Origin of the sequence: Microvirga zambiensis WSM3693 (assembly GCF_016735695.1) — a bacterium.
Classification (GTDB): domain Bacteria; phylum Pseudomonadota; class Alphaproteobacteria; order Rhizobiales; family Beijerinckiaceae; genus Microvirga; species Microvirga zambiensis.
Window position 1 is genome coordinate 78735 of the sequence record NZ_JAERQD010000023.1, and the last position, 24974, is coordinate 103708.

A 24974-nucleotide genomic window follows, 5' to 3' on the forward strand; every position below is an offset into this window, starting at 1 on the left:
AGGTTCTTCTGCGCGCTGCCCTTCATCGGGCGACTTCTTTCCTCGTCTCCTGGAGGAGACGCTTCACGCAAGGCTCAAGGGACTGGCGCCAGGGCGGAAGCACGACTCCGTGCACATCCTTCAGCTTGGTGCAGTCGAGCCTGGAATTGGCCGGGCGCTTCGCTGGGGTCGGATAGTCGACGGAGGCGATGGGGCGGACCTTCGCGGAGGGGCCGCCGAACTTCGCGGAGAGGGCAAAGACCTCGGCGGCAAAATCGGCCCAGCTGGTGAAACCCGTTCCCGTCATGTGGAACAATCCGCGCAGGCTCCCGTCGTCCGGTCGCTCGAGCAGGTTACGGCTGACCGCGATGACGCCGTCGGCGATGTCGAGGGCGCTCGTCGGCGAACCGAACTGATCGGCCACCACGCCGAGCTCGTCACGCTCGCCGGCAAGACGCAGCATCGTCTTCACGAAGTTCTTGCCGAAGGGGCTGTAGACCCAGGCCGTGCGAAGAATGGCGTAATTCTCCGCCTCGGCCGCCACGGCTTCCTCGCCCAGAAGCTTCGAGGCGCCATAGACTCCAAGCGGAGAGACCGGATCGTCCTCCCGGTAGGGGCGGTCGGCGGTGCCGTCGAAGACGTAGTCGGTGGAAAGGTGAACGATCGGCACGTTCATCGCAGCCGCCGCACCGGCGAGCGCGCCGGCTCCGATGCCGTTGATCGCCTCGGCAAGCTCTGGATCGGACTCGGCCTGATCCACCGCCGTATAGGCGGCGGCATTCACGATCACATCGCCGCCGGTTTCGATCAAGGCGTCCTCGATGCCGGAAGGGTCGGCGAGATCCAGCTTCGGGCGGCCGACCAGAACGGCCTGTGCACCATGGGCCCGCGCACGCTCCGCCAGAGCCCGCGCGACCTGACCTTCCTTGCCGACGACGATGATACGCATGGAGACCCAAAACCCTCTTCAACGTGAAGCGGCCCCGACGGGGCCGCTTCGAATTCCGTCAATTGCCGATGGCGACGCCTTCGCGGCGGCTGTCGGCGCCGCCGATGAGGCCTGCCGGCGTGACGACGATAGCATGGATGCCGGAATTCTGTTCGATCAGCTTGACCTCATGGCCCTTCGCCTCGAGGCCGGCTTTCCAGGCTTCGGCTTCGGTTCCTGCTTCCAGCTCCGTCGGGCCGTTGCGGCTTCCCACATTGGGGAGATCGGCGGCGACTTGCGGATCGAGCTGCCAGTCGAGAATGCCGACCAGGGTCTTGGCGACGTAGTTGATGATCAGGCTGCCGCCCGGCGAGCCCACCACCGCATAGAGCTTGCCGCTGCCGTCGAGCACGATGGTCGGCGCCATGGACGAGCGCGGGCGCTTGCCGGCCTCGACGCGGTTGGCGATGGGCTTGTCGTCCTCCGTCGTGGCGAAGGAGAAGTCGGTCAGCTCGTTGTTGAGCAGAAAGCCGCTCTTCGTCATCAGGCGCGCCCCGAACCCATCCTCGATGGTGGTCGTCATCGACACGGCATTGCCGTTGCGATCCACGATGGACATGTGGCTCGTGCCGAACTCGATCCCTTGAGACGGTCCCCAGAGGAAGGTCTTCTGGAAGGGCGGATCGCCGGGCTTCGCCTTGCCCATGGACTTGTTGGGATCGACCAGCGCGGCGCGGCTCTTGATGTAGCCCGGATCGGTCAGGCCTTTCACCGGCACGTTCACGAAGGCGGGGTCGGCGAGGAAGAGCGCCCGGTCGGCATAGGCGAGGCGGCCCGCTTCTGCGATCCAGTGGACCGCATCGGGGCCGGGCTTCATGGAGGCCATATTCTGCGTTTCGAGCACGCCCATGATCTGCTGCACGGCGACTTGGCCGGAGCTCGGCGGACCCATGCCGCAGATGCGGTAGACCCGGTAGCCGCCGCAGACCGCGTCCCGCTCCTGGACCTTGTAGGCCTTGAGATCCTCCAGGGTCATGTCGCCCGGATTGGTCGGATGACCGGTAACGGTCGCCACGATGTCCTGGGCGATCTCGCCGGTATAGAAGGCGTCCGCGCCCTTATCGGCGATGATGCGCAGGGTTTTGGCGAAGGCCGGGTTCTTGAGAACGGTGCCGACGGCCTTCGGTTTGCCGTCGGCCTCGTAGAAATAGGCGCGGGCGACCGGATCGTTCTGCAGGAACTTCTCCTGGGTCAGAAGCCCGTTGAGACGCGGGGAGATCGTAAAACCTTCCTCCGCGAGGCGGGCGGCCGGTTCGATCACCTGCGGCCAGGAGAGCTTGCCCCAGTTCCTGTGCGCCGCCTCGAGGAGGCGCAGCGTGCCGGGCACGCCGACCGAGCGGCCTCCGACCACGGCATCGTAGAATTTCATCGGCTTGCCGTCAGGGCCAAGGAAACGTTCCGGCTTTGCGGCGGCAGGTGCCATTTCACGGCCATCGAGCGTCGTCATGGTCGTTCCGTCCCAGAACACCATGAAGGCACCGCCGCCGATGCCCGAACTCTGCGGCTCGACGAGATTCAGAACCAGCTGAACGGCAACCGCCGCATCGACGGCGCTGCCTCCGGTGGCTAGAATCTCCCGACCGGCCTGGGCCGCCAGCGGATTGGCCGCTGCGACCATGTCCTTCGTTGCAGAGCCGGCGGATTTGGCCGTGCGGCCCGTGGAAGCCTCAGGTGCCGGAGCGACGGCCTGGGCGAGAACTGCGGTAGAAAGGGAAATGCCGGCAAGAAGTCCGAGGCTCCAAAAACTCCGGCGAAGAGCGCTCTGCGTGATCATGCTGATAGGCTCCCTCATTGTCGTTCGACTGGTTATTTTGGAAGAGCCTATCAAAAGACTATCCCTTCGCGCCACATTGATCGAGGGACGGGTGAGAAGAAATTCTGATTTTGTTGCGCTGCAATATCACACTCCTGTCACTCTTTTCCCGCATGGTGCGATTCGTAAGGCGAGCGATGGAGCAGGACATGTATTCATATAATCTGTTCCGGAGTACTCAACCGGATGGGCTGGTTTGCGCCGTTCCGGAGCAAAGGTCGGTTCCTGCTTTCGTCGTGGAGCCGAATTGGGAGTTCGGCGGCCGGCTCGACGGGGCGGATGCCCCGCTTGGATTCGACCGGAAGGCGGCCATGGAAAGCGTCAGATTCAACGGGTTCTATCTCTTTGCGACCTTCCAGAAGGACCGGTCGGGCGGTTAGCGCCCGGCCGATCTCCCCGCATGCGTGACCCGACTAAAGAAAATTCGCACGGGCCGGATCGACCCTTGATCTTGAGCGGCACCTGCTTTCTATCTGGCTGATATTCTCGCCTGCCGTTTCACCTCACCGATTCGATCGTGAATTCCTCCCTCGCCCTCATCTGGACCATCACGGCCGCAACCACGCTGCTTCAGGCCGGCAATGGATTGCTGCAGGCTTTGATGCCTCTACGCATGCAGGCGGAGGGCATTTCCGTCGCCTCCATCGGCGTGGTCGCCGCCGCCTACGGGCTCGGCTTCTCGACCGGCTGCTTCCTGGCTCCGAGTTTCATCCGGCATGTCGGCTACATCCGGGCCTTCGCGAGCCTCGCGGCCGTGGTTTCCGTTTTAATCCTCGTGATGACGCAAGCCCATTCGACGCTTGCCTGGATCCTCCTGCGCGGTCTGACGGGCGTCACGCTGGCCTGCATCTTCACGGTGACGGACGGCTGGATCAGTGCCCGCGCCACATCCAGCCATCGCGGGCGCATCCTGTCGATCTACATGATCTGCACCAAGGTCGCTCTGATGCTGTCGCCGCTCGGCATCAGCTTCGGCGACATTCGAACGGACGGTCTGTTCATGATGGTGAGTGCGCTGATCACGCTCTCGCTTCTGCCGATCGCGGCGACGACGACGAAGGAGCCGCCGGCGCCGCAAGGCGTACGGATCGAGGTTCGGAAGCTCTTTGCGACGGCACCCTCCGCGGTCGTGGGAGCCTTCGTCGTCGGTCTGGTCAACGGCCCCGTGGTCGCCATCACGCCGGTCTTCGGCATCAGCATCGGCTTGAGTCAGGATCAGGCCGCGGCTCTGCTGTTCGCGCTCCAGGCCGGCAGCCTCGCGATGCAATGGCCGCTCGGCTGGCTCTCCGATCGGGCGGACCGGCGCTACGTGATCGCAGGCCTCGCTGCCGGCACGAGCTTGGTCTCGCTCCTCATTCTCTGGGCGAGTGCGCAGGGAGCGAGCCTCCTGGTCCTGTGGTCCTTCGCGATCTGGGGCGGTCTTGCCTTGTGCATCTATTCCGTCTGCGTGGCCCATGCCTGCGATATCGTGGAACCGGGACAGATCGTGTCGACCGTCGGCACGCTTCTGTTTTCCTGGGCCGCCGGTGTGACCGTCGGGCCTCTGTTCGGCGCGGGCGCGATGCAGCTGATCGGGCCACAGGGTCTCTTCATTTATTCCGCGCTGGCGTCGCTGGGGCTCGTTGCCTTCATCGTCATGCGGATCATGCGTGTGCAGCGCACACCGGCCAAGGGCGGCTTTGCGGATATTGCACCAACCAGTTCGGCTTCCGCCACGTTGTCGCCGCGCGCGGAGTCCGAAGTTTCTCCCTCAGCCGATGAGCCCGAGGCAGAGCCGTCCGGTCAGAAGGTCGAGGCGTCCGCCGTGGCCCGCGCTGATACGGCCTCGTAGCGGTTGAGCCGCTTGTCGATCATGTCGTCGATCTTGTCATAGACCTCGGCGACGCTGAGCTGGCGGGTCTTCTTGCCGTCCTTGGTGAAGAACAGGGATTTGTTTGACTTCGCAGCCGCCGGGAAGGCGTCGCGGGCGCTCTTCTTAGGCGTGTCGTCCACGAGCGCGATGAACTTGCTCGCGCTGTCGACACCGAAGAAGTGGGACAGGTAGAACTCGGAGCGGCTGAGCTTGCGCCCGAGCTTGCCCTCGATCTTCGTCTTGTCGCGCTTCATCATCTCGGCGGCCATCAGGGACGAGATGTAAGGATTGCGGCGAAGACCGAGAATATGCTCGCGCATCGCCTCGTTCTCGACGGCGATCTTGGCGCCGGCGCCTTCGATCGACTCCGCCTCCGCGATAAGGCCATGCATCGGCCCAAAGGAGCGCACGGCTTCGAGCCAGGTGCTCGAAATGAACTGGAACAGGCCGACGGCGGAGGAGGTCGAGGCCTTGTTGCCGGGCAGGAAGCTCGATTCCTTGTCCGCCAATGCCATCATGTAGACCGGATCGGCGCCGGTCAGCTTGGAGGCGCGCATGATCGTGTCGACGATCCAGACCGGAACACGCATCTCCTCGAATTCCATGTATTCGGTCAGTTCCCGCGAGACCGGCTCCTCATCCGCGCGGCGGTCGGCAGGGACCTCCGTGAGGGGAAGAGAAAGGATGATCTGTCGCTGCAGATCGGCATGCGTGATCTCGACAGCCTCGACGGGCATGACGGTCTCAAGAGGATCCGCCGGAGTGATCGACTCCGTGGCCGTCGTATCGGCTGACCCGGGATCGGCGACGATCGTGATGGGAGGCAGCTGAAGCGGCTCGGACGACGAGGTTGCCTGGGCGTCCGACGTGGCGCTGACGGCGAGGGTAAGGCAGGCGCCCAAGCCGAAGCACTTCGTCAGATTCAGCAGAGTCCTGCCTCCCTGCAGAGGCGAGCAGCGCCGAGACGCCCAACGGAAGGAATATCTCCTTTTCCTCGATGGCTCGAGGCAAATGGTCGTCGGCTGGCATGCGTCCGCGGACGCTGTCAGTGCAATTTGCATGCGGGTAAGGCCCCCAGGATATGCCGCTTCGCCGCCGAGGCAGGTGTGCGGGTTCTTCGTTCGAGGGCAAAACTGTGATGACCTCATATGTCTAGAATGGGTCAGCGTGGCGGTATAATTTCGAATTTGTTCCGATCTGCGACCTTTTGCTACCCCTCAATCATAGAGGTTTCGGCTCAAACGGGCCGATTAACGGTAGCCAAGTCTTTCGTTTGAGCCAATTTGACCGAGGGACGAGATGACGCAGGACAAGTAATACGATTATCTGTCCCAGGTAGTCTTTTTTGTCCTTGTTTGACCTATCGTAATACTGCAGAGCTGAAGCGGTTGACGCCGGGCAAAGGAGGTCTCATGACGGACTGCGCGGCTCGGTGGAAAAGCGGGGGGACAGGCGCAATGCTGCGGAGCAGTCGCCGCCGCCTGGCGGAGGGGCTTCTTCTGACGGGCACGGCGCTGCTGGTTGCAGGCGCAGTCCAGGCTCAGCCCGTGCCGCGGCGGGTCGCGTCGCTCAATCTCTGCACCGATCAACTGCTGCTTGCCCTCGCGGATCGCTCCCAGATCGCTTCCCTGAGCCGGCTCGCCCGCGATCCATCTCTCTCCTTCATGGCGGCCGAAGCGGCCAGCGTTCCTCAGAACGACGGCGGTGCCGAGACATTGCTGTTTGAAAGACCCGATCTCGTCCTCGCCGGCACCTATGGCCAGCAAGAGCAGGCGGCCCTTCTCAGGCGCCAGGGTTTGGACGTCCTTGACCTGGGATCTTGGTCAAGCCTTGAGGACGGGCGCACGCAGATCCGCAGCCTGGCTCACCGATTGGGACAGTCGGAACGGGGAGAGGCTCTGATCGCCCAGATCGAAGCGGCTTTGGCGCGAGCGCGAGGGATCGTCCCGGGCAAACGGAGCATTCTGGTCTACGAGCGCGGTGGCTGGGTTGCCGCCGCCCATTCGCCACTCAATGAAGTCTTGACCCATATGGGCTTCTCTCTCCATCAGGAGGCCCTTGGATTGCCGACGGGCGGCGCTGTTCGCCTGGAGACGATTGTCGTGGCGCCGCCCGACTTTCTGCTCGTCGATGCCGGCTCCGCCGAGGTTCGCGACAACGGGACCGCTTTGTTTGCTCATCCGGCACTCGCGGATGCGGTGCCGCCGGAGCGCCGCTTGGCACTCTCCGGCCGGCTCACGATTTGCGGCGGGCCGTCGACGCCCGAGGCAATCGATGCTTTGAGGGCTGAGGTCATCGCCAAGGTACGATGAGGGAAAGTCCGGTCATTCCAGCCGCAGCTGCAGGGCAGGGGCGGGCTTGAGCAGGATCGGGCAGCCGGCCGCCACGAAGACGACCGCTTCGCAAGCCTCCGCAACCCGCTGATTCAGGCGACCCTGCGCGTCCCGAAAGCTCCGCCCGAGAGGGGTCGGGGGCACGATGCCCTGGCCGACTTCGTTCGAGACCAGGATGAGAGGCCCTCGTGCCTCCCGGATCGATCGAACCAAGCGATCCCCTTCCTGCTCAGAGTCGCGCTTGGCCATGACGATATTGGAGAGCCAGAGCGTCAGGCAATCGACCAGAACGGCTTTTCCCGGGACGGTCAGGTCGCGAATTGCGGCGGAAAGTTCCAAGGGTGCATCGAACGTCTGCCAGGAGGTATCGCGCTCCCGACGATGAAGAGAAATGCGCTCGCGCATCTCATCATCGAAAGCCTGCGCCGTCGCGATGTAGGTGCGCTCGGCCGACGTGCTCTCGGCGAGCTGGAGGGCAAGGCGGCTTTTTCCGGAGCGCGCTCCCCCCAGCACTAGGACACGGCGGTAGGTCGTCATGATCGGTCAGGCCGTCAGCCGGTCGAGCGGCAGGATCATGCGGACGCGCAGACCCTCCGGCAGCCATTCGCGGTCGAGGGTGCCGCCGAGCTGTCCCGTGATGCTTCTCTGGGTCAGCTGCGTGCCGAAGCCCTCGAAGGTTGGAGGGCTCTCGATGGGGGGGCCGCCGCTCTCGATCCAAAGCAGGTCGACATTGCCGTCCTGCATCGTCCAGCGGATCGTGAGCGCCCCTTCCGGGCAGGACAGACAGCCATATTTGGCGGCATTGGTCGCCAATTCATGCAGGACCAGCGCAAGGCTCGTGGTTGTGTTGGAGCCGACAGTCACGGCGGGTCCCTCGATCGCTATCGTATTCTCGCCGGCTTGCCGATAGGGTTCGAGGACAGCCTCGATCAGCCGTGCGAGTTCGACCTCAGCGCCGTTGCCTGGAGCATTCGTCGAGACGGGCTGGACGAGCTCATGTGCCCGTGAGAGCGCGCTGAGCCGCCCGCGCAGGGCATTCGCCATATCCTTGGGATCCTTGGCCGTGCGGGCGGTCATGGAGACCATCCCGTTGGCGATGGCGAACAGGTTCTTCACACGGTGGTTGAGCTCCCGCGTAAGAAGCTTCTGTGCCTCCTCCAGGCCATGCCGCTCCGTGATGTCGCTAACGACGCCGTAGAGGCTGATCGCGCGCCGGGTGCCGCCGTCATCCGAATAGAGCGTCTGCCCGTGCGAGCGGAACCAGCGGAGCTTTCCGTCCGGCAGGATGGCGCGGTACTCGCTGTCGTATTCGCTACTGGCATTCGGATCCGCCGCGGCGGCGATGCGTGCCTTCACGCCCTCGCGGTCATCCGGATGGATCATTGCCCAGGCTTCTTCGAGTGTAAGGCTGTATAGCCCGTTGTGCGGAAGGTGATAGAGCGAGCACGTGCCCTCGTCCCAGGTGATCAGATTCTTGTCCAGGTCGATCTGCCAAGTCCCGAGATCTGCGGCTTCAAGTGCGAGCCGGTATTGGCTCTCGAGCAGACGAACGGCTTCCTCGGCTCTTTTCTGGTCATGAATGTTGGTGCTGGTGCCGAACCAGCGCGCGATGTGGCCGGTCAGATCCTGGATCGGAATCGCCCGGCTGAGGAACCATTCATAGCGCCCTTCGGCGTTTCGGATCCGATATTCCCTTTCATAGGGCTCGCCGGTATCGAGCGAGTGGCGCCAATGTTGCAGAACTTCGGGAAGATCGTCGGGGTAGACCACGCTCTGCCAGCCATCTCCCATGGATTGCTCGGGCTGGAGCCCGGTGAACTCGCGCCACCGGCGATTGACGTAATCGACGGATCCATCGGGACGGGAAGACCACACGAGTTGGGGCAGAGACTCCGCCAGGACAGCGAATTGCGTTTCCGTTTCCTTGAAATCCACTCAAAACCCCCGGGTCCGCATATGCGGCCAGATATGCGGCCAAGTCTCGTCGCTCGATGAGAGCATTGTTGTAGGCCTTTTTCGAGGCTGACAACCCACATCGGTTCGATGCAGCGGGTTTCCGGCGCGAAAGAGTAGCGCCAGCCTTGCGAAACCATTAAAAGGCCGGCGGCTCTGGCGCTTCGTCCCGCCAGCGCATAGATGCAGGGCAGCCCTCGACCCTCGACGCGACCTTTTCAGGCTGAGGCTGATTGACAGTTTTCATGAATGATATGAGTTCCCAGCCGGCCTCTCCGCCGGAGATGTCTTCTGCCGAAGCGCTTCATCCCAAGGAGCGGCGCTCCCGTCGCTTCGCGTGGATCGGGATGGCGGCGAGCATCATTCTGTTCGGCGCGTCTCTGGTAGTTCTCTGGCACATCGTATCGGAAATCGATGTCAACGAACTGAAATCCGCTTTCACTGCGGCGAGCTCACGCCAGATCGGCCTCGCGGTGCTCTTGACCGCCATCAGTTACAGCCTGCTGACATGTTACGACGCCATCGCGCTACGACAGCTCAAGCTGCAGATCCCCTATCGCACGACCGCCCTGGCGTCCTTCACGAGCTATGCGGTGAGCTTCACGCTCGGCTTCCCTCTCCTGACCGCCGGAACCGTGCGCTACTGGATCTACGCCCCGAAGGGGGTGAGCCCGGGTCGGGTGGCGAGCCTGACCGTGATCGCCGGGGTGACCTTCTGGCTCGGCATGGCCCTGGTGCTCGCCTGGAGCCTGATCAGGATGGCCGACGAGCTCGCGAGCCTCGTCTATACCCATATCTGGATGAACCAGCTGCTGGGTCTCGGCGCCGCCGTCTTCGTCATCGGCTACATGGTCTGGGTCTCGATCAAGCGTCGGGCCGTGAAGATCCAGGGCTGGAAGCTGGAACTGCCGGGCTTTCGTCTCTCGCTCGCCCAGATCCTGATCGGCGCAGGCGATGTCTGCGCGGGCGCGGGCGTTCTCTTCGTGCTCTTGCCCGGCGGGCACAATCTCGGCTTCGAGACCTTCCTTGCGGTCTATATCTTCGCCGTCATGCTCGGGGTGGCGAGCCATGCCCCCGGCGGGCTCGGGGTCTTCGAGGCCACCATCCTGCTCGCCCTTTCGAACTATCCCCGCGAACCGGTCCTGGGCGCGCTGCTGCTCTACCGCCTCTGCTATTATCTCGTCCCCTTCGTGATCGCCCTTGCGATCCTGGGAGCCTACGAGATCCGCAACCGCATCAGGGCCGCCCGGCTCGCTTTCAAGCCCGACGAGAGCGACGTCCCGGCCGAGGCGGAGCTTGGCGGCAGATGACACCTGCCGGCGCGTGCCCTAAACAGGGCCGGCAATCCCTCCAACCCGCATCATCTTCATGAGCGACCCCGACGACCTCACGCCGGATTCCGGCCGGCAGAGCATCAGCCCTGTGCGGGATGCCGCCTGGCGCGGCGCGGTCGTGACCGGCTTCGTGCTGGTCGCCGTCGCCTTGGCGAGGGGCTACGGCGATGCCTGGCTCCTGTTCTGGGCCGTTTTTGCCGTTCTCGCAGGCTTCCTCGTCGCCGGACCCAGGCGCAGCCTCGGCCTCGGACCAGGGATGGCTACGCAGCCGAAGTCATCTCCCCGCCCCAGCCTCGCCGAGGCGGTGCTGGCCCAGATCCCGGACCCGGTCATCCTGGTCGGTCCGCGAGCGGTGGTGCTCGAAGCCAACAAGGCTGCCCATGTCCTGCTGGCCGGGCTGAAGACCGGGCACCCTCTGTCATTCGCCTTGCGCAGCCCGGATGTGCTCGATGGCATCCAGGAGGTCCTCGATACGGGCGAACCGCTGAAGGTCGAGTATTCCGAGCGGATCCCGACCGAGCGGACCTTCGAGGTCCATATCGGTCCCCTCCAGGCCGACGCAGCCCATCGTGCCGATGTACAGGCCGGCGTCGTGCTGTTCTTCCGGGACCTCACCTCGGCCCGCCGGCTCGAGGCCATGCGGGCCGACTTCGTCGCCAATGCGAGCCATGAGCTGCGCACCCCGCTGGCGTCGCTGCTCGGCTTCATCGAGACCCTGCAGGGCCCGGCCCGCGACGATGCCAGGGCGCGGGAGCGCTTCCTCGACATCATGAAGGGGCAGGCGCAGCGCATGAAGCGCCTGATCGACGACCTCCTCTCCCTCTCGCGCATCGAGATGCGGGTTCATCTGTCGCCGACGCAGACCGTCGACCTCGCCACCATCGCCGCCCAGATGGTCGAGACCCTCTCGCCGCTCGCGAAGGAGAGGGGGGTTGTCATCAAGGCGGCGTTGCCTGAGAAGCCCATGCTCATCCTGGGCGACCGGGACGAGCTTCTTCGCATTGCCGAGAACCTGATCGAGAATGCGGTCAAGTACGGCGAGAGCGGCGGGAAGGTCGATGTGGAGGTGTCTCGTATCGACACGTCCGCCGGGGGGCGGGTGGCCTTCTCCGTGCAGGATTACGGCCCCGGCATCGCCCCTGAGCACCTGCCGCGCCTGACCGAGCGGTTCTACCGGGTCGATGTGGTCCAGAGTCGCGACAAGGGCGGGACCGGCCTTGGCCTTGCCATCGTCAAGCACATCGTCAACCGCCACCGCGGCCATTTCGACATCGCCAGCGAGCCGGGGCAGGGAGCCCGGTTCACGGTCACGTTCCCTGAGGCCGGCGCCGGTCGCTGAACCCGGCTGAAGAGCGTTCACAGGCATGTGAGACGAGGGAATTCAAGCGCCTGAAGGGATCCATCCGGGGTGTCATGTAATTGTCATCCAACTGTCGTAGAGGAGACATCCGTCGGGCCTAGCTGTCCCATCGCGAGACACGGCCCCTGGCTTTTCGAGCTGCCTGTCGCGCTTGCATGAACAGGAGACTTACCGTGAAGATCATGTCCTACGCCATTGCGGCCGGCCTTGCCGTCGCGAGCCTGACGACCACGGCATCTGCAGCCGACATCACCGGCGCAGGCGCAACCTTCCCGTTCCCGATCTATGCCAAATGGGCCGAGGCCTATAACAAGGAGACCGGGAACCGCATGAACTATCAGTCCATCGGCTCCAGCGGCGGCATCCGCCAGATCCGCGCCAAGACGGTCGATTTCGGTGCGACCGATGCTCCGCTGAAGGGCGAGGAGCTTCAGAAGGACGGCTTCGTCCAGTTCCCGGCCGTCATGGGCGGTGTGGTCGCCGTCTACAACGTCCAGGGCGTTGCCGCCGGCCAGCTCAAGCTGACGGGCGAGGTTCTGGCCGACATCTTCAACGGCAAGATCGCCAAGTGGAACGATGCCAAGATCGCCCAGATCAATCAGGGTGTGACGCTTCCCAATTCCGCGATCACCCCGGTCTACCGCTCCGACGGATCGGGCACGACCAGCGTGTTCACCACCTACCTGTCGCAGGTTTCCGAAGGCTGGAAGAGCGGCCCCGGCGCCGGCGCCTCCGTCCAGTGGCCCGTCGGCCAGGGCGGCAAGGGCAACGAGGGCGTCGCCGCTCTCGTGAAGCAGGTTCCGAACTCCATCGGCTATGTGGAATACGCCTACGCCAAGCAGAACAGCATTCCCTTCGCCCAGCTTCAGAACAAGAACGGCAAGTTCGTGTCGCCGGAAGCCAAGACTTTCCAGGCTGCCGCCGCCAATGCCGACTGGAAGTCGGCGCCCGGCTACGGCATCTCGCTGACCAACCAGCCCGGCGACGAAGCCTGGCCGATCACCGCACCGACCTTCATCCTGGTTCCCAAGAATCCCGAGAAGCCCGAGCAGGTGGCCGAGGCCCTGAAGTTCTTCGACTGGTCCTTCAAGAACGGCGACAAGATGGCCGTCGAGCTCGACTACGTGCCGCTCCCGACCCCGCTGAAGGATCAGGTGCGCGCGACCTGGAAGAGCGAGATCAAGAACGCCTCGGGCCAGGCCGTCTTCACGCAGTAATCTGATCTCGATCGAACAACAAAGCGGATCGGCGAATGGTAGCTCTCTCGCAAGAACGTCTCGTGTCGAGCGCGGCTTCTCCCGCTCGCCGATCCCCGCCGCCGGGCCGTGACCGGCTCTTCCGCCTCGCGAGCCTTGGATCGGCCCTTCTGGTGCTGATCGTGCTCGCAGGCATCCTCGGCTCGATGATCTATGGCGGCCTGCCCGCCTTCCGCGAGTTCGGCCTCGGCTTCATCACCTCGAGCGTCTGGAACGTCAACGAGGATCAGTACGGCGCCTGGGTCGCCATCGTCGGCACTCTCTCGACGGCACTGATCGCCCTCGTCATCGGCGTGCCTCTTTCCCTCGGCATCGCGATCTTCCTCACGCAGCTCTGCCCGCCCTGGCTCAAGCGCCCTGTGGCGACCACCATCGAGCTGCTCGCTGCCGTGCCAAGCATCATCTACGGCATGTGGGGCCTCTTCGTTTTCGCGCCCCTCTTCGCGAACTACGTTCAGATCCCGGTCTCGAACATCGTTGAGGGCATGCCCATCGTCGGCACCATTCTTTATGCACGCACGCCCTCCGGCGTCGGCATCCTGACGGCCGGCATCATTCTCGCGATCATGATCATTCCTTTCATCGCCTCGATCGCGCGCGACATTCTCGATCAGATCCCCTCGGTGCTGCGCGAGAGCGCCTACGGCATCGGCTGCACAACCTGGGAAGTGGTGCGCAATGTGCTGCTGCCGCAGGCCGGGGTAAGCATCATCGGCGCGATCATGCTCGGCCTCGGCCGCGCGCTCGGCGAGACGATGGCGGTCACCTTCGTGGTCGGCAACGCCAACCGCCTGTCCGGCTCGATCTTCGATCCAGGCTCCACCATCGCCTCGCGGATCGCCAACGAGTTCAACGAGGCTATCGGCCTGCAGCTCAACGCGCTGATGGCCCTGGGCTGCATCCTGTTCCTGGTCACGTTCGCCGTGCTGGTGCTCGCCCGGCTCCTCGTGTCGCGCGTGAAGGTCGGTTAGGGAGATGACCATGGATACCGCACTGCCAGCGCGCGTCGCACCGACGACCGTCGCTCCTGCTCCCTGGGGCCGGGTGCGCCGCAGCCGCCATGTGGCCAATCAGGCTCTCAAGATCATCTGCACCCTGTTCACGATCCTCGGCGCCACCGTGCTCGGCTGGATCCTGCTCATGCTTCTCTACGAGGGCATCGGCGGGCTCTCGCCAGCGGTGTTCACCGAGACGACGCCAGGGCCCGGAAGCCAGGGCGGCGGCATCGCCAACGCCCTCGTGGGCAGCCTCATCCTCACGTTCCTCGGCATCGTCGTGGCGACACCCGTCGGCGTTCTTGCCGGCACTTATCTTGCAGAGTACGGCAAGGGCTCCAAGCTCGCCGAGATCATCCGCTTCGTGAACGATATCCTGCTCGCGGCGCCCAGCATTCTCATCGGCCTCTTCGTCTACATGCTCATGGTGCAGCCCATGGGCGGCTATTCCGGCTGGGCCGGCGGCGTGGCGCTGGCGATCATCGCGGTGCCCGTCATCGTGCGCACAACCGAAGATATGCTGCGCCTCGTGCCGGGTTCCCTGCGCGAGGCCGGAGCGGCACTCGGCGCGCCCATGTCGACAGTGATCATCCACATCAGCTGGAAGGCGGCCCGCGCCGGCATGGTCACCGGCATTCTGCTCGCCACGGCCCGCATCGCCGGCGAGACGGCTCCGCTGCTCTTCACGGCCCTCAACAACAATTTCTGGTTCAACCCGACCCTGATGGGCGGTGTCTCGAACCTGCCGGTCATGATCTTCCAGTTCGCCCTGTCGCCTTACGAGAACTGGCGCGAACTCGCCTGGGCCGGCGCCCTCATCATCACCATGTCGATCCTGGCGCTGTCGGTCGTCGCGCGCCTGCTCCTGAGGAAGGATAAAGCCCGATGAGCACCATTGCCCTCAACACGAGCAGCGCCATCGGAAATGCGGCCGCTGCGGATGCCAGTGCGCCGGTGCGCATCGCCGTCAAGGACCTCAATTTCTATTACGGTGACTTCCGCAGCCTGAAGGACATCTCGCTCGATTTCTACGACCGGCAGGTCACGGCTCTCATCGGCCCTTCCGGCTGCGGGAAGTCTACGCTGCTGCGCACCTTCAACCGCATCTACAGCCTTTATCCCGAGCAGCGCGCCGAGGGGCAGATCCTGCTCGACGGGCAGAACGTGCTCTCGCCTTCCGTCGACGTCAACGAGCTGCGCGCCCGCGTCGGCATGGTGTTCCAGAAGCCGACGCCGTTCCCCATGTCGATCTACGACAACATCGCCTTTGGCATCAAACTCTACGAGAAACTGTCGAAGTCCGAGCTCGACGACCGTGTCGAGGAGGCCCTGCGCAAGGCGGCTTTGTGGGACGAGGCGAAGGACAAGCTGCGCCAGTCGGGCATGGGCCTGTCGGGCGGCCAGCAGCAGCGCCTGTGCATCGCGCGCACCATCGCGCAGCGCCCCGAGGTGATCCTGCTCGACGAGCCGACCTCGGCGCTCGACCCGATCTCCACCGGCAAGATCGAGGAGCTGATCGAGCAGCTCCGTTCCGAATTCACCATCGTGATCGTCACGCACAACATGCAGCAGGCGGCGCGCATCTCGCAGTTCACGGCCTTCATGTATCTCGGCGAGCTCGTGGAATTCGGGCCGACCACCAGGATGTTCATGAACCCGGTCAAGAAGCAGACTCAGGATTACATCACGGGCCGCTTCGGCTGATCGAAGCACTTCAACGGAGGCGTCTCCCATGGCGGAGCATATCGTCAGCTCCTACGACAACGACCTGCAGGGATTGCGGCAGCGCATCTCCGAGATGGGCGGCATCGCCGAGAAGATGCTCGTCGATTCCATCGCGGCGCTGGTGCGCCATGACAAGGCGCTCGCTCAGGTGGTCGTTGCCTCCGACAAGCGCCTCGACGTGCTGCAGCGCGAGGTGGAGGAGAATGCCATTCTCACCATCGCCCGGCGCCAGCCGCTCGCCATCGACCTGCGCGAGACCATCTCGGCGATCCGCATCTCCGGCGATGTCGAGCGCATCGGCGACATGGCGAAGAACATCGGCAAGCGGGCGCTCGCCATCGGCGACGACTTTCAGCCGCAGAAGATCGTCGTCGGTCTCCAGCACATGGGCGACCTCGTCCTCGCGCAGCTCAAGGACGTTCTCGACGCCTATGCGCAGAAGGACACCGCGAAGGCCCTCGACGTGTGGAAGCGCGACGGCGCCATCGACGCGCTCTACACCTCGCTGTTCCGGGAGCTCCTGACCTATATGATGGAAGACCCGCGCAACATCTCGTTCTGCACGCATCTTCTCTTCTGCGCCAAGAACATCGAGCGCATCGGCGACCACACCACCAACATCGCCGAGACGGTCCACTATCTCGTCACGGGCGAGACGCTCGCCATCGACCGGCCCAAGAACGACCGCTCCATCGATACGACGGTTGGAATCGGAGCCTGACCATGGGACCGCGCGTTCTGATCGTGGAGGACGAGGAGCCGTTGATGCTCCTCCTGCGCTACAACCTCGAAGCCGAGGGCTACGAGGTGGACGGCGTCTCTCGCGGTGACGAGGCCGAGATCCGCCTGCGGGAGCAGGTGCCCGACATCGTGCTGCTCGACTGGATGCTGCCAGGTCTATCCGGGATCGAGCTGTGCCGGCGCATCCGCGCGCGCACCGAAACCGAGCGCCTGCCCGTGATCATGCTCACGGCGCGGGGCGAAGAGGGCGACCGCATCCGCGGCCTGTCCACCGGCGCGGACGACTACATCGTCAAGCCGTTCTCGGTGCCGGAGCTGCTGGCGCGGGTGCGCGCGCTCCTGCGCCGGACGAAGCCGACCCATATCGCAACGCTGCTGAGATCGGGCGATATCGAGCTCGACCGCGAGACCCACCGTGTGCGCCGCTCCGGCCAGGAGCTGCATCTTGGCCCGACCGAGTTCCGCCTGCTGGAATTCCTGATGCAGAGCCCCGGACGTGTCTTCTCCCGCGAGCATCTGCTCAATGCGGTCTGGGGCCACGACGTCTATATCGACGAGCGTACCGTCGACGTGCATGTCGGCCGCCTGCGCAAGGCGATCAACCTGCCGCGCCGGCCCGACCCCATCCGCACCGTGCGCGGTGCCGGCTATTCCTTCGACGAGACTTTCGCCCGCGAGGAGCAGGCGCTGGACGCTTGAGATCAAGGGCCGAGAACAAACAAAAAGGCCGCGCCGAGTATCATCGGCGCGGCCTTTTTGAAGCTCTCTAAGTTTAAGCCCTGGCCAGCTTCCGCTCGCGCTTGCGGTCGGCCACCGGCTGATAGGCGATGCGGGCGTGATGGTTGCAATAGGGCAGGCCGGTGATGGAACGCGCGCCGCAGAAGCGGAATTCCGGCTTGGTCGGATCGCCCATGGGCCAGCGGCACATGGACTCGCGCAGATCCATGATGGTCACGCGCTCCGACATGGGGATCGCGATGTCGTCTTCCGCGAAGACCTCGGGCACGTCGGCCACGGGCTGCAGCGGGATCGGTGCGATCACCACGTTGCTGCTGTGCACCTGGGCCGTGATCGGAGCCGGAGCGCTGGGCGCGCGGGTCGCCTTGCGGGCGCGGGTCGCAGCCGCCGAGGCGGCAGGCTTCGCGTCCTTGGCCCGGCCGGACAGGCCGAGACGGTGAACCTTCCCGATGACCGCATTGCGGGTCACGTTGCCAAGCTCGGCGGCGATCTGGCTCGCGCTCAAACCGTCGGTCCAGAGCTTCTTGAGAAGCTCGACCCGCTCATCCGTCCAAGTTGCGCCCGCATCCATCATTTTTAATCTGCCTCCATCGCTGGCAGCCTTCAAGCTCAGAATCCCGGATGCCTCGCGGACAGGGTTTTTACGTCCGACCGCGTTTGCGAGGGTCGCTCCTGAGGGTGAAAGCCGCCGCACGAATGTCCGTACTCGACTGACCCGAAGTTACAGGATGGGTGGACTCCGGCGCAAGAGTCCCCGAACAGGCCATGTCGTTTTCCCCAAGGAACTCGCCAAGCTCCAGGAAGCGGCAAAAATTCCTTGTGATGAGTCAGTTCATTTCTCTTGAATTGACAGGGTCTCGTGCCTGATTAGAATCCCCGCTGTGCCGCCCCCGCTGGGGCGGCGCTTTCTTTTTCGGGGCCCGGGTGCGACCTTGGGCCTCTCAAGGCGGAGACGACCTGTGACATCGCCATTGCTGCCGACCTACGCACGCGCCGAGCTTTCCTTCGAGAAAGGGGAGGGGCCCTGGCTCTACGGCCGAGATGGCGAGCGATATCTCGATTTCGGCGCCGGCATCGCCGTCAATGCCCTGGGCCACGCCCATCCGCACTTGGTGCAGGCACTGACCGAGCAGGCCACCAAGGTCTGGCACACCTCGAACCTCTTCCAGATCCCGGAAGGCGAGCGGCTGGCCAAGCGGTTGGTGGAGAACACCTTCGCGGATGTGGTCTTCTTCTCCAATTCCGGCGCCGAGGCGAACGAGGCGGCCATCAAGATGGCTCGCAAGTACCATGCCGCGAAGGGCCATCCGGAGCGCTTCCGCATTGTCACCTTCGAAGGCGCCTTCCATGGCCGCACGCTCGCGACCATCGCCGCCGGCGGCCAGGCCAAGTATCTGGAGGGCTTCGGCCCGAAGGTGGAAGGCTTCGACCAGGTGCCCGTCGACGATCTCAAGGCTCTCAAGGCCGTCATCGGTCCCGAGACCGCTGCCCTCATGATCGAGCCGATCCAGGGCGAGGGCGGCGTCCGCACCGTGTCCAATGCCTTCATGCGCGAGCTGCGCAGTCTCTGCGACGAGCACGGTCTGCTCCTGATCTTCGACGAGATCCAGACCGGCGTCGGCCGCACCGGCAAGCTCTTCGCATATGAATCGACCGGCGTGACGCCCGACATCATGTCCGTGGCGAAGGGCATCGGCGGCGGCTTCCCGATGGGCGCCTGCCTCGCCACGGCGGACGCCGCCAAGGGCATGACGGTGGGCACCCACGGCACCACCTTCGGCGGCAACCCGCTTGCCATGGCCGTCGGCAACGCGGTGCTCGACGTCATCCTGGCGCCGGGCTTCCTGAAGGAGGTCGAGCGCAAGGGCCTGCTGCTCAAGCAGCGCCTGGCCGAGCTGAAGGACCGCCATCCGAGCGTCATCGCCGACGTACGCGGCCAGGGTCTCATGATGGGCCTGCGCACCGTGGTGCCCAATACGGAATTCGTCACCGCTGCCCGTGCCGAGAAGCTGCTTCTGATCGGCGCCGGCGACAACGTGGTCCGTCTCCTGCCGCCTCTGATCGTCGGCGATGCCGATATCTCTGACGCCGTCAATCGTATCGATGCCGCGTGCCTCGCCATCGAAGCTGAGCAGAAAGCCCATGCTCAGCAGGGAGCCGTTCAATGAAGACCCGTCACTTCCTCGATCTCAGCGACTTTTCCGGCGCCGAGATCCGGCATCTCCTGAATATCGGTCTCGAGCTGAAGGCCAAGCGCCGCCGCGGCGAGAAGGCCAAGGATCGCCCGCTCGAGGGCAAGGTCCTGGCGATGGTGTTCGACAAGCCCTCCACCCGCACCCGCGTGTCCTTCGATGTGGGCATGCGCGAGCTTGGCGGCGAAACCCTGATGCTCACGGGCAAGGAGATGCAGCTCGGCCGCGGCGAGAGCATCGCCGACACGGCGCGGGTTCTCTCGCGCTATGTGGACGCCATCATGATCCGCACCCTCGACCATGCCATGGTGACGGAGCTCGCCCAATACGCCTCGATCCCTGTGATCAACGGCCTCACCAAGACGACGCATCCGTGCCAGATCATGGCCGACATCATGACCTTCGAGGAGCATCGCGGCTCCATTCAAGGGCGCACCGTGGCCTGGACGGGCGATTCCAACAACGTGCTCGCTTCCTGGGTCCATGCGGCCGCGCGGCTGGATTTCTCCCTGAAGATCGCATCGCCGCCGGAACTTGCCCCGCGTCCCGAGCTTTTGTCCTGGGCGAAACAGGAAGGGGCCCGGATCAGCGTGACCACCGATGCCTATGAAGCCGTCGAAGGCGCCCATGCCGTCGTCACCGATTGCTGGGTGTCCATGGGCGACGACGACGAGTTCCGCCGCCAGAACCTGCTGAAGCCCTATCAGGTCAACGGCAGGCTGATGGGCGTGGCCGACAAGGAAGCACTCTTCATGCATTGCCTTCCCGCCCATCGCGGCGAGGAGGTCACGGACGAGGTCATGGACGGCCCGCAATCCGTGGTCTTCGACGAGGCCGAGAACCGGCTGCACGCGCAGAAGGGGATCCTGGCCTGGTGTCTCGGAGCGGCAAACGCATGAGCCAGGCTTCGTTCGAAGGACATGACGACGTCGTCCTGCCGTTCTCGGTCGAGCCGCTCGACGTGCGCGGGCGTGTCGTGCGTCTCGGGGCTTCCATCGACACCATTATTACCCGCCACGGCTATCCCGATCGCGTCGCGCGCGTCATCGGCGAGGCGGCCGCGCTCACCGCCATGCTTGGCGCCTCGCTCAAGCTCGAAGGCCGCTTCCAGCTGCAGACCAAGACCGACGGCATCATCGACATGGTCGTCGTCGACTTCAACGCGCCGGATCGCCTGCGCGCCACGGCGCGGTTCGACAAGGACAGGCTCGAGGCTCTCGGCTCGGCCGCTGCAGGGACCGGCGAACTCCTGGGCACCGGCTACCTCGCCATGACCATCGATCAGGGCTCCGAGCGCAGCCGTTACCAGGGTGTCGTGGCGCTGCAGGGCCAGGGCTTCGAGGAAGCGGCGCACGAATATTTCCGCCAGTCCGAGCAGATCCCGACGCAGGTGCGCCTGGCCGTCGCGGAGCAGTTCGAGGAGGGCCGCCAGACCTATCGCGCCGGCGGCCTGATGATCCAGTTCCTGCCGTCGTCTCCCGAGCGGCAGCGCCAGGCCGATCTCCATCCCGGCGACATCCCGGAAGGACATCCGTCGAACGACCTGTCGAAGCCCGCCGAGGACGATGCCTGGGTCGAAGCCAAGTCGCTCGTCGCGACGGTAGAAGATCACGAACTGATAGACCCGGCGGTGTCGAGCGAGCGGCTGCTCTACCGCCTTTTCCACGAGCGCGGCGTGCGCGTGTTCGAAGGCCAGCACGTGCATGAGGAATGCACCTGCTCGCATGAGCGCATCATGGGCATGATGCGTCGCTTCTCACCGGAAGATCGCCGCGACATGGTCGGCGACAACGGCCGCATCGGCATCACATGCGAGTTCTGCTCGCGCTTCTACGATCTCGACCCGGTCGAGGTCGAGGCCGAGATCGCGAAGTCGGAAACCTAGCACTAACGACACTGCAAAAAACACGCACCTCATCCTGAGGAGCAGCGAAGCTGCGTCTCGAAGGAGCTTCCAGAGTGCACTGGATCCTCCTTCGAGACGGTCGCTGCGCGACCTCCTCAGGATGAGGTCAGAGCAGTTTGATCAGATCACGAACTCGCGCAGGTCGCCGCGAGCCGCCGCATGAAGGCGGCGCCCGCTTCGAGCTGGTTCAGCGTGATGTATTCATCCGGCTGATGCGCCTGATCGATCGAGCCGGGGCCGCAGACGACAGTCGGAATGCCCGCTGCCTGATAATGTCCCGCCTCCGTGCCGAAGGGCACGGTCTGCGTGTGGTTCTTGCCGGCGAGACGTAAGGTGAGGGTTTCGGCAAAGGATCCTGGATCCGGCGCAAGTCCCGGCACGGCCACTTCGAGATTCGTCTCGATCCGGCCGAACTCGCCGAAGCGGTTAAGGCGCTTGAGAGCAACCTCCTCGACGAACCGGTCGAGGCGCGCCGGGATTTCCTGCGGATCGAGGCTCGGCAGGCCGCGGAATTCCCAGTGGAAGCTGCAGGATTTGGAGAGGATATTGCGCGCCGTACCGCCTGCGATCGTACCCACATGCACGGTCGTGTAGGGGGGATCGAAGCGCCCGCTCGTGTCGCCCCGCGACATCATCTCATCCGCGATCTGGTTGAGTTCCGTGACCAGTTCGGCTGCCGTCATCACGGCGCTCGCGCCGAGGTAGGGCTTCGAGGAATGCGCCTCGAAGCCGTGCACAATGGTGGTGAAGGTGACGACGCTTTTATGCGCATCCACCACTTCGAGCATCGTCGGTTCGCCGACGATCGCAGCTTGCGGCAGGGGCAAGTCATGCCCGAGGCGGCGGATCGTATCGACGACGCCGAGACACGTGGTCTCCTCGTCGTATGAGAGCATGATGTGGATCGGCGTCGTGAGATCGGCCGCCAGGAATTCCGGCACCAGGGCGAGCGCGAGCGCATCGAAGGCCTTCATGTCCACCGCACCGCGCCCATAGGCGCGCCCGTTCTCCACGCGCAGCGTGAACGGATCGGACGTCCAGGCCTGGCCCGTGACCGGCACCACGTCGGTGTGGCCGGAGAGCACGATGCCGCCGCGATCCTGCGGGCCGATGGTGGCATAGAGCGCCGCCTTGTCGCCGGCTTCATTGGGCACCCGCACATAAGGCACGTTCCAGCTCTGGAGATAGCTCTCGACGAATGCGATCAGGGCTAAGTTCGACTTCGAACTCACGGTGTCGAACGAGACAAGTTTCGCCAGCATTTCGAGCGGCGTGAACCGCTGACCGTTGAGAGACATGAAAACCTCAGTGAAGCACGCGGTTCGTGCGGGGAATGTCGAGGGAGAAGGCGGGGATCTCGGCGTCGAAGGTTTCGCCGCCGGCGGTCTCCATGAGGTAGGTGCCCTGCATGGTGCCGCTCGGGGTGGGGAGGGGGCAGCCGCTGGTATAGCTAAAACTTTCGCCCGGGCCGAGCACCGGCTCCTCGCCGACGACGCCGGTGCCGCGCACCTCCTGCACATGCCCGTGCTCGTCGGTGATCAGCCAGTGGCGCGAGCGCAGCTGCACGCGGTCCAGGCTCCCGTTGATGATCTCGACCGTGTAGGCGAAGAAGTAGCGGCCCTGCTCGGGCGAGGACTCTTCCGGCATGTAGCGCGGCGTCACCGTCACGCTGATGCCGCGGGTCACAGCCTGATACATGAGCACGCCTTCGGCCGGTAGAGGAATTCCATGCGCTCTTGGTTAAGGCCGGCCGAAGGCCTCGTCAATCGAGGGGTGGAGCACCGGGTCGGAGGGATGCCCAGGGGGATAATTCCGTTTGAGAATTGCGTAACAACCCTTAGAGAATACTGCCAGGCTCAATAGCGAAAGAGGGCGGGGCCCTCGGAAGACGAACATGGTTGCGGTGAAGGACGGGATCCAGTCGGCAGATGCCATCATGCGCCTCGCGGAAGCAGGCGTCATCGCGCCGGAGACGCCCTTTGCCTCCGACCAGGTCCAGCCGGCGAGCCTCGATCTCAGGCTCGGGCGCCGGGCCTACCGGGTGCGGGCCAGCTTCCTGCCGGGCCGCAACCATACGGTCCGCGACCGGCTCGACCAGCTGAGCTTCCACGAGATCGATCTCGCGAACGGCGCCATTCTGGAGACGGGCAGCGTCTATATCGCCGAACTGCAGGAGTCCCTGGCCCTGCCGGAGGATCTGTCGGCGGCCGCCAACCCGAAGAGCTCGACCGGCCGCATCGACGTGTTCACCCGCGTGATCACCGACCGGAGCCAGGAATTCGACACCATCGGTGCGGGCTATCGCGGCCGCCTCTATGCCGAGATCTCGCCGCGCACCTTTCCTGTGCTGGTCCGCACCGGCACGCGCCTGTCGCAGCTGCGCCTGCGCAAGGGCCATGTGCGCCTGAGCGACGCCGAGCTCCAGAAGGTTCATGAGCAGGAGCGCGTCGTGACCTCCGCCGAGCCCTCGATCCAGGACGGCGTCGCCGTCAGCGTCGATCTCGCGGGCTTCGGGGCCGACAACCTCATCGGCTATCGCGCCAAGCGCCATACGGGGCTGGTCGACGTGGACAAGCCAGGCTCCTGCCGCATCGCGGATTTCTGGGAGCCGCTCTATGCCGATGCCTCCCGCACCTTGATCCTCGATCCGGGCCAGTTCTACATCCTCGCCTCCAAGGAGGCGGTGCACGTGCCCCCCGATTATGCCGCCGAGATGGTGCCCTTCGATCCGCTGGTGGGCGAGTTCCGCGTCCATTACGCCGGCTTCTTCGATCCGGGCTTCGGCCATGCCGGAGCGGGAGGGGAGGGGGCCCGCGCCGTGCTCGAGGTGCGCTCCCGCGACGTGCCCTTCATCCTGGAAGACGGGCAGATTGTCGGCCGCCTCGTCTACGAGCGCATGGCCGAGCGTCCGAAGGTGCTCTACGGCGCGGGTGCAGGTTCGAACTATCAGGCGCAAGGGCTGAAGCTCTCAAAACACTTCCGATAACCTTGGCACTTTCGGTGACGAAAGCCGCAACCCTCTTGCAGGATCGAGGGAAGGCCGGATATGAATAGAGAGACGCGGGTGTAGTTCAGAGGTAGAACGTCAGCTTCCCAAGCTGAATGTCGTGGGTTCGATTCCCATCGCCCGCTCCAACGATTTCCCTTAAAGCGCAATCTGTTCTTCGGCCCGCGTCTTTGCTCGCGCGCGGTGCTCCATCAGTTGGCTGCATCAATGTGAGGGTTCCGGAGTTGACAAACGATCCGGGAATCGACATATCCGCAGCCCCGCCGGAATTCAGTTCGGGCGAGCTTCACTCTCACAAGACGCCGACGCTGCCGAGATCCTCGGATCCCGCAGTCTGTCCGGGTCGCGGTCAAGAACTGAAAATGTTCTGACCAACGGCACGAGCCACGGATGCCAGTAGATGGCAGCGATCCCTGGTTCCTCTGACGACAATGAGAAGCTTTCGGATCGAGATTATCGATCTGAAAGAAATAAACGCAAAGGCTAATACGCTTTTGCGAACGAAGAAGCTTGCTTGAATACTGAAGGACTGCGTCGAGGCGACGCAAATTTCGGAAAATTTCTTCGAAATTGGTGTTGACCTACGGAAGGGCTTCGGATAGAACCTCTTCATCGGCGGCGCGGTTCTGATGGGCTGGCGCCGGGGACTTTAAGGGATCTGGCGGTTCGCGAGGACGGCCGGGGCGCTTGAGGTCCGGTTCTTTGTCTTTCGGGACGAGGGATTTTTGCTCTTTGACATTGTTGAGAGGGGAAGAGAAGCGTAGGCGGCGGTGTCCTTGCGCCGGTCCGGATGGATCGGGTG

At 64.2% G+C, this 24974-nt stretch carries 24 protein-coding genes and 1 tRNA gene; 16 read left to right on the forward strand and 9 right to left on the reverse strand.

The window, feature by feature from the left end; genetic code table 11:
- Positions 1-22 precede the first annotated feature (22 nt).
- Together rfbD and ggt are read right to left on the reverse strand one after the other, a co-directional pair.
- Positions 23-928, reverse strand: coding sequence for a dTDP-4-dehydrorhamnose reductase (gene rfbD, locus JKL46_RS18250; RefSeq protein WP_201835575.1), 906 nt, complete (start codon positions 926-928; stop codon positions 23-25).
- A gap of 58 nt (positions 929-986) precedes the next feature.
- A complete protein-coding gene (gene ggt / locus JKL46_RS18255) occupies positions 987-2741 on the reverse strand; it encodes a gamma-glutamyltransferase (protein WP_201835577.1) in 1755 nt (584 codons plus the stop codon).
- A gap of 188 nt (positions 2742-2929) precedes the next feature.
- Between ggt and JKL46_RS18260 the strand changes: the two genes are divergently transcribed.
- Both JKL46_RS18260 and JKL46_RS18265 read left to right on the forward strand, forming a co-directional pair.
- Complete coding sequence (locus JKL46_RS18260) at positions 2930-3160, forward strand: hypothetical protein (protein WP_201835579.1); 231 nt, start codon at positions 2930-2932, stop codon at positions 3158-3160.
- A 137-nt stretch (positions 3161-3297) separates the two neighbouring features.
- A complete protein-coding gene (locus tag JKL46_RS18265; RefSeq protein WP_201835581.1) occupies positions 3298-4611 on the forward strand; it encodes an MFS transporter in 1314 nt (437 codons plus the stop codon).
- Here JKL46_RS18265 and JKL46_RS18270 read toward each other — a convergent pair.
- A complete protein-coding gene (locus JKL46_RS18270) occupies positions 4563-5534 on the reverse strand; it encodes a transglycosylase SLT domain-containing protein (protein ID WP_201835586.1) in 972 nt (323 codons plus the stop codon). The genes JKL46_RS18265 and JKL46_RS18270 overlap by 49 nt on opposite strands.
- 555 nt (positions 5535-6089) lie before the next feature.
- Between JKL46_RS18270 and JKL46_RS18275 the strand changes: the two genes are divergently transcribed.
- Positions 6090-6944: an ABC transporter substrate-binding protein gene (locus tag JKL46_RS18275; RefSeq protein WP_201835588.1), complete on the forward strand. Its 855-nt coding sequence runs from the start codon at positions 6090-6092 to the stop codon at positions 6942-6944.
- A gap of 12 nt (positions 6945-6956) precedes the next feature.
- Here JKL46_RS18275 and cobU read toward each other — a convergent pair whose 3' ends face one another.
- Together cobU and JKL46_RS18285 are read right to left on the reverse strand one after the other, a co-directional pair.
- Positions 6957-7502, reverse strand: a complete 546-nt coding sequence (gene cobU / locus JKL46_RS18280) for a bifunctional adenosylcobinamide kinase/adenosylcobinamide-phosphate guanylyltransferase (protein ID WP_201835589.1) — start codon at positions 7500-7502, stop codon at positions 6957-6959.
- Between the two features lie 6 nt (positions 7503-7508).
- Positions 7509-8900, reverse strand: coding sequence for a PAS domain-containing protein (locus JKL46_RS18285; RefSeq protein ID WP_201835597.1), 1392 nt, complete (start codon positions 8898-8900; stop codon positions 7509-7511).
- A gap of 272 nt (positions 8901-9172) precedes the next feature.
- Here JKL46_RS18285 and JKL46_RS18290 point away from each other — a divergent pair, with 272 nt between their 5' ends.
- The 8 genes from JKL46_RS18290 to phoB all read left to right on the forward strand — a co-directional run bounded on the left by JKL46_RS18290 (position 9173) and on the right by phoB (position 17028).
- Positions 9173-10228 (forward strand): lysylphosphatidylglycerol synthase domain-containing protein, encoded by a 1056-nt coding sequence (locus JKL46_RS18290; protein ID WP_425493282.1) that lies wholly within the window; start codon positions 9173-9175, stop codon positions 10226-10228.
- A gap of 58 nt (positions 10229-10286) precedes the next feature.
- Positions 10287-11591 (forward strand): ATP-binding protein, encoded by a 1305-nt coding sequence (locus tag JKL46_RS18295; RefSeq protein ID WP_201835607.1) that lies wholly within the window; start codon positions 10287-10289, stop codon positions 11589-11591.
- Between the two features lie 194 nt (positions 11592-11785).
- Positions 11786-12829, forward strand: coding sequence for a phosphate ABC transporter substrate-binding protein PstS (gene pstS, locus JKL46_RS18300; RefSeq protein WP_201835609.1), 1044 nt, complete (start codon positions 11786-11788; stop codon positions 12827-12829).
- 35 nt (positions 12830-12864) lie between these two features.
- Positions 12865-13839, forward strand: coding sequence for a phosphate ABC transporter permease subunit PstC (gene pstC, locus JKL46_RS18305; RefSeq protein ID WP_201835611.1), 975 nt, complete (start codon positions 12865-12867; stop codon positions 13837-13839).
- 10 nt (positions 13840-13849) lie between these two features.
- Positions 13850-14752: a phosphate ABC transporter permease PstA gene (gene pstA / locus JKL46_RS18310; protein ID WP_201835613.1), complete on the forward strand. Its 903-nt coding sequence runs from the start codon at positions 13850-13852 to the stop codon at positions 14750-14752.
- Positions 14749-15567 (forward strand): phosphate ABC transporter ATP-binding protein PstB, encoded by an 819-nt coding sequence (gene pstB / locus JKL46_RS18315; protein WP_201835615.1) that lies wholly within the window; start codon positions 14749-14751, stop codon positions 15565-15567. Before pstA ends, pstB begins: the two co-directional genes overlap by 4 nt.
- Before the next feature lie 28 nt (positions 15568-15595).
- Entirely contained in the window at positions 15596-16309 is a 714-nt protein-coding gene (phoU, locus tag JKL46_RS18320; RefSeq protein WP_201835616.1) for a phosphate signaling complex protein PhoU, read from the forward strand.
- A gap of 2 nt (positions 16310-16311) precedes the next feature.
- On the forward strand, positions 16312-17028 hold the full coding sequence (gene phoB / locus JKL46_RS18325; RefSeq protein ID WP_201835626.1) for a phosphate regulon transcriptional regulator PhoB: 717 nt from the start codon (positions 16312-16314) through the stop codon (positions 17026-17028).
- A gap of 73 nt (positions 17029-17101) precedes the next feature.
- Here phoB and JKL46_RS18330 read toward each other — a convergent pair whose 3' ends face one another.
- The gene (locus JKL46_RS18330; protein ID WP_201835628.1) at positions 17102-17641 is read right to left on the reverse strand and encodes a GcrA family cell cycle regulator; all 540 of its coding nucleotides are present in this window, start codon (positions 17639-17641) and stop codon (positions 17102-17104) included.
- Positions 17642-18026: 385 nt separating this feature from the next.
- Between JKL46_RS18330 and JKL46_RS18335 the strand changes: the two genes are divergently transcribed.
- The 3 genes from JKL46_RS18335 to JKL46_RS18345 are packed head-to-tail and all read left to right on the forward strand — an operon-like array spanning position 18027 to position 21144.
- Positions 18027-19235 (forward strand): acetylornithine transaminase, encoded by a 1209-nt coding sequence (locus JKL46_RS18335; protein ID WP_201835630.1) that lies wholly within the window; start codon positions 18027-18029, stop codon positions 19233-19235.
- Positions 19232-20158: an ornithine carbamoyltransferase gene (gene argF, locus JKL46_RS18340; protein ID WP_201835638.1), complete on the forward strand. Its 927-nt coding sequence runs from the start codon at positions 19232-19234 to the stop codon at positions 20156-20158. The genes JKL46_RS18335 and argF overlap by 4 nt, the downstream gene beginning before the upstream one ends.
- Positions 20155-21144, forward strand: a complete 990-nt coding sequence (locus JKL46_RS18345) for an Hsp33 family molecular chaperone (protein ID WP_201835640.1) — start codon at positions 20155-20157, stop codon at positions 21142-21144. The genes argF and JKL46_RS18345 overlap by 4 nt, the downstream gene beginning before the upstream one ends.
- Positions 21145-21290: 146 nt before the next feature.
- Here the strand turns inward: JKL46_RS18345 and argE are convergent, their stop codons facing one another.
- Both argE and apaG read right to left on the reverse strand, forming a co-directional pair.
- The gene (argE, locus tag JKL46_RS18350) at positions 21291-22463 is read right to left on the reverse strand and encodes an acetylornithine deacetylase (protein ID WP_201835648.1); all 1173 of its coding nucleotides are present in this window, start codon (positions 22461-22463) and stop codon (positions 21291-21293) included.
- 7 nt (positions 22464-22470) lie between these two features.
- A complete protein-coding gene (apaG, locus tag JKL46_RS18355) occupies positions 22471-22863 on the reverse strand; it encodes a Co2+/Mg2+ efflux protein ApaG (RefSeq protein WP_201835656.1) in 393 nt (130 codons plus the stop codon).
- 196 nt (positions 22864-23059) lie between these two features.
- Between apaG and JKL46_RS18360 the strand changes: the two genes are divergently transcribed.
- Positions 23060-24151, forward strand: a complete 1092-nt coding sequence (locus JKL46_RS18360; protein ID WP_201835658.1) for a 2'-deoxycytidine 5'-triphosphate deaminase — start codon at positions 23060-23062, stop codon at positions 24149-24151.
- 74 nt (positions 24152-24225) lie between these two features.
- Positions 24226-24300: transfer RNA gene (locus tag JKL46_RS18365), tRNA-Gly, on the forward strand.
- Positions 24301-24753: 453 nt separating this feature from the next.
- Here the strand turns inward: JKL46_RS18365 and JKL46_RS35210 are convergent.
- The coding region (locus tag JKL46_RS35210; protein WP_210381396.1) for a hypothetical protein at positions 24754-24974 on the reverse strand (221 nt) is incomplete at its 5' end.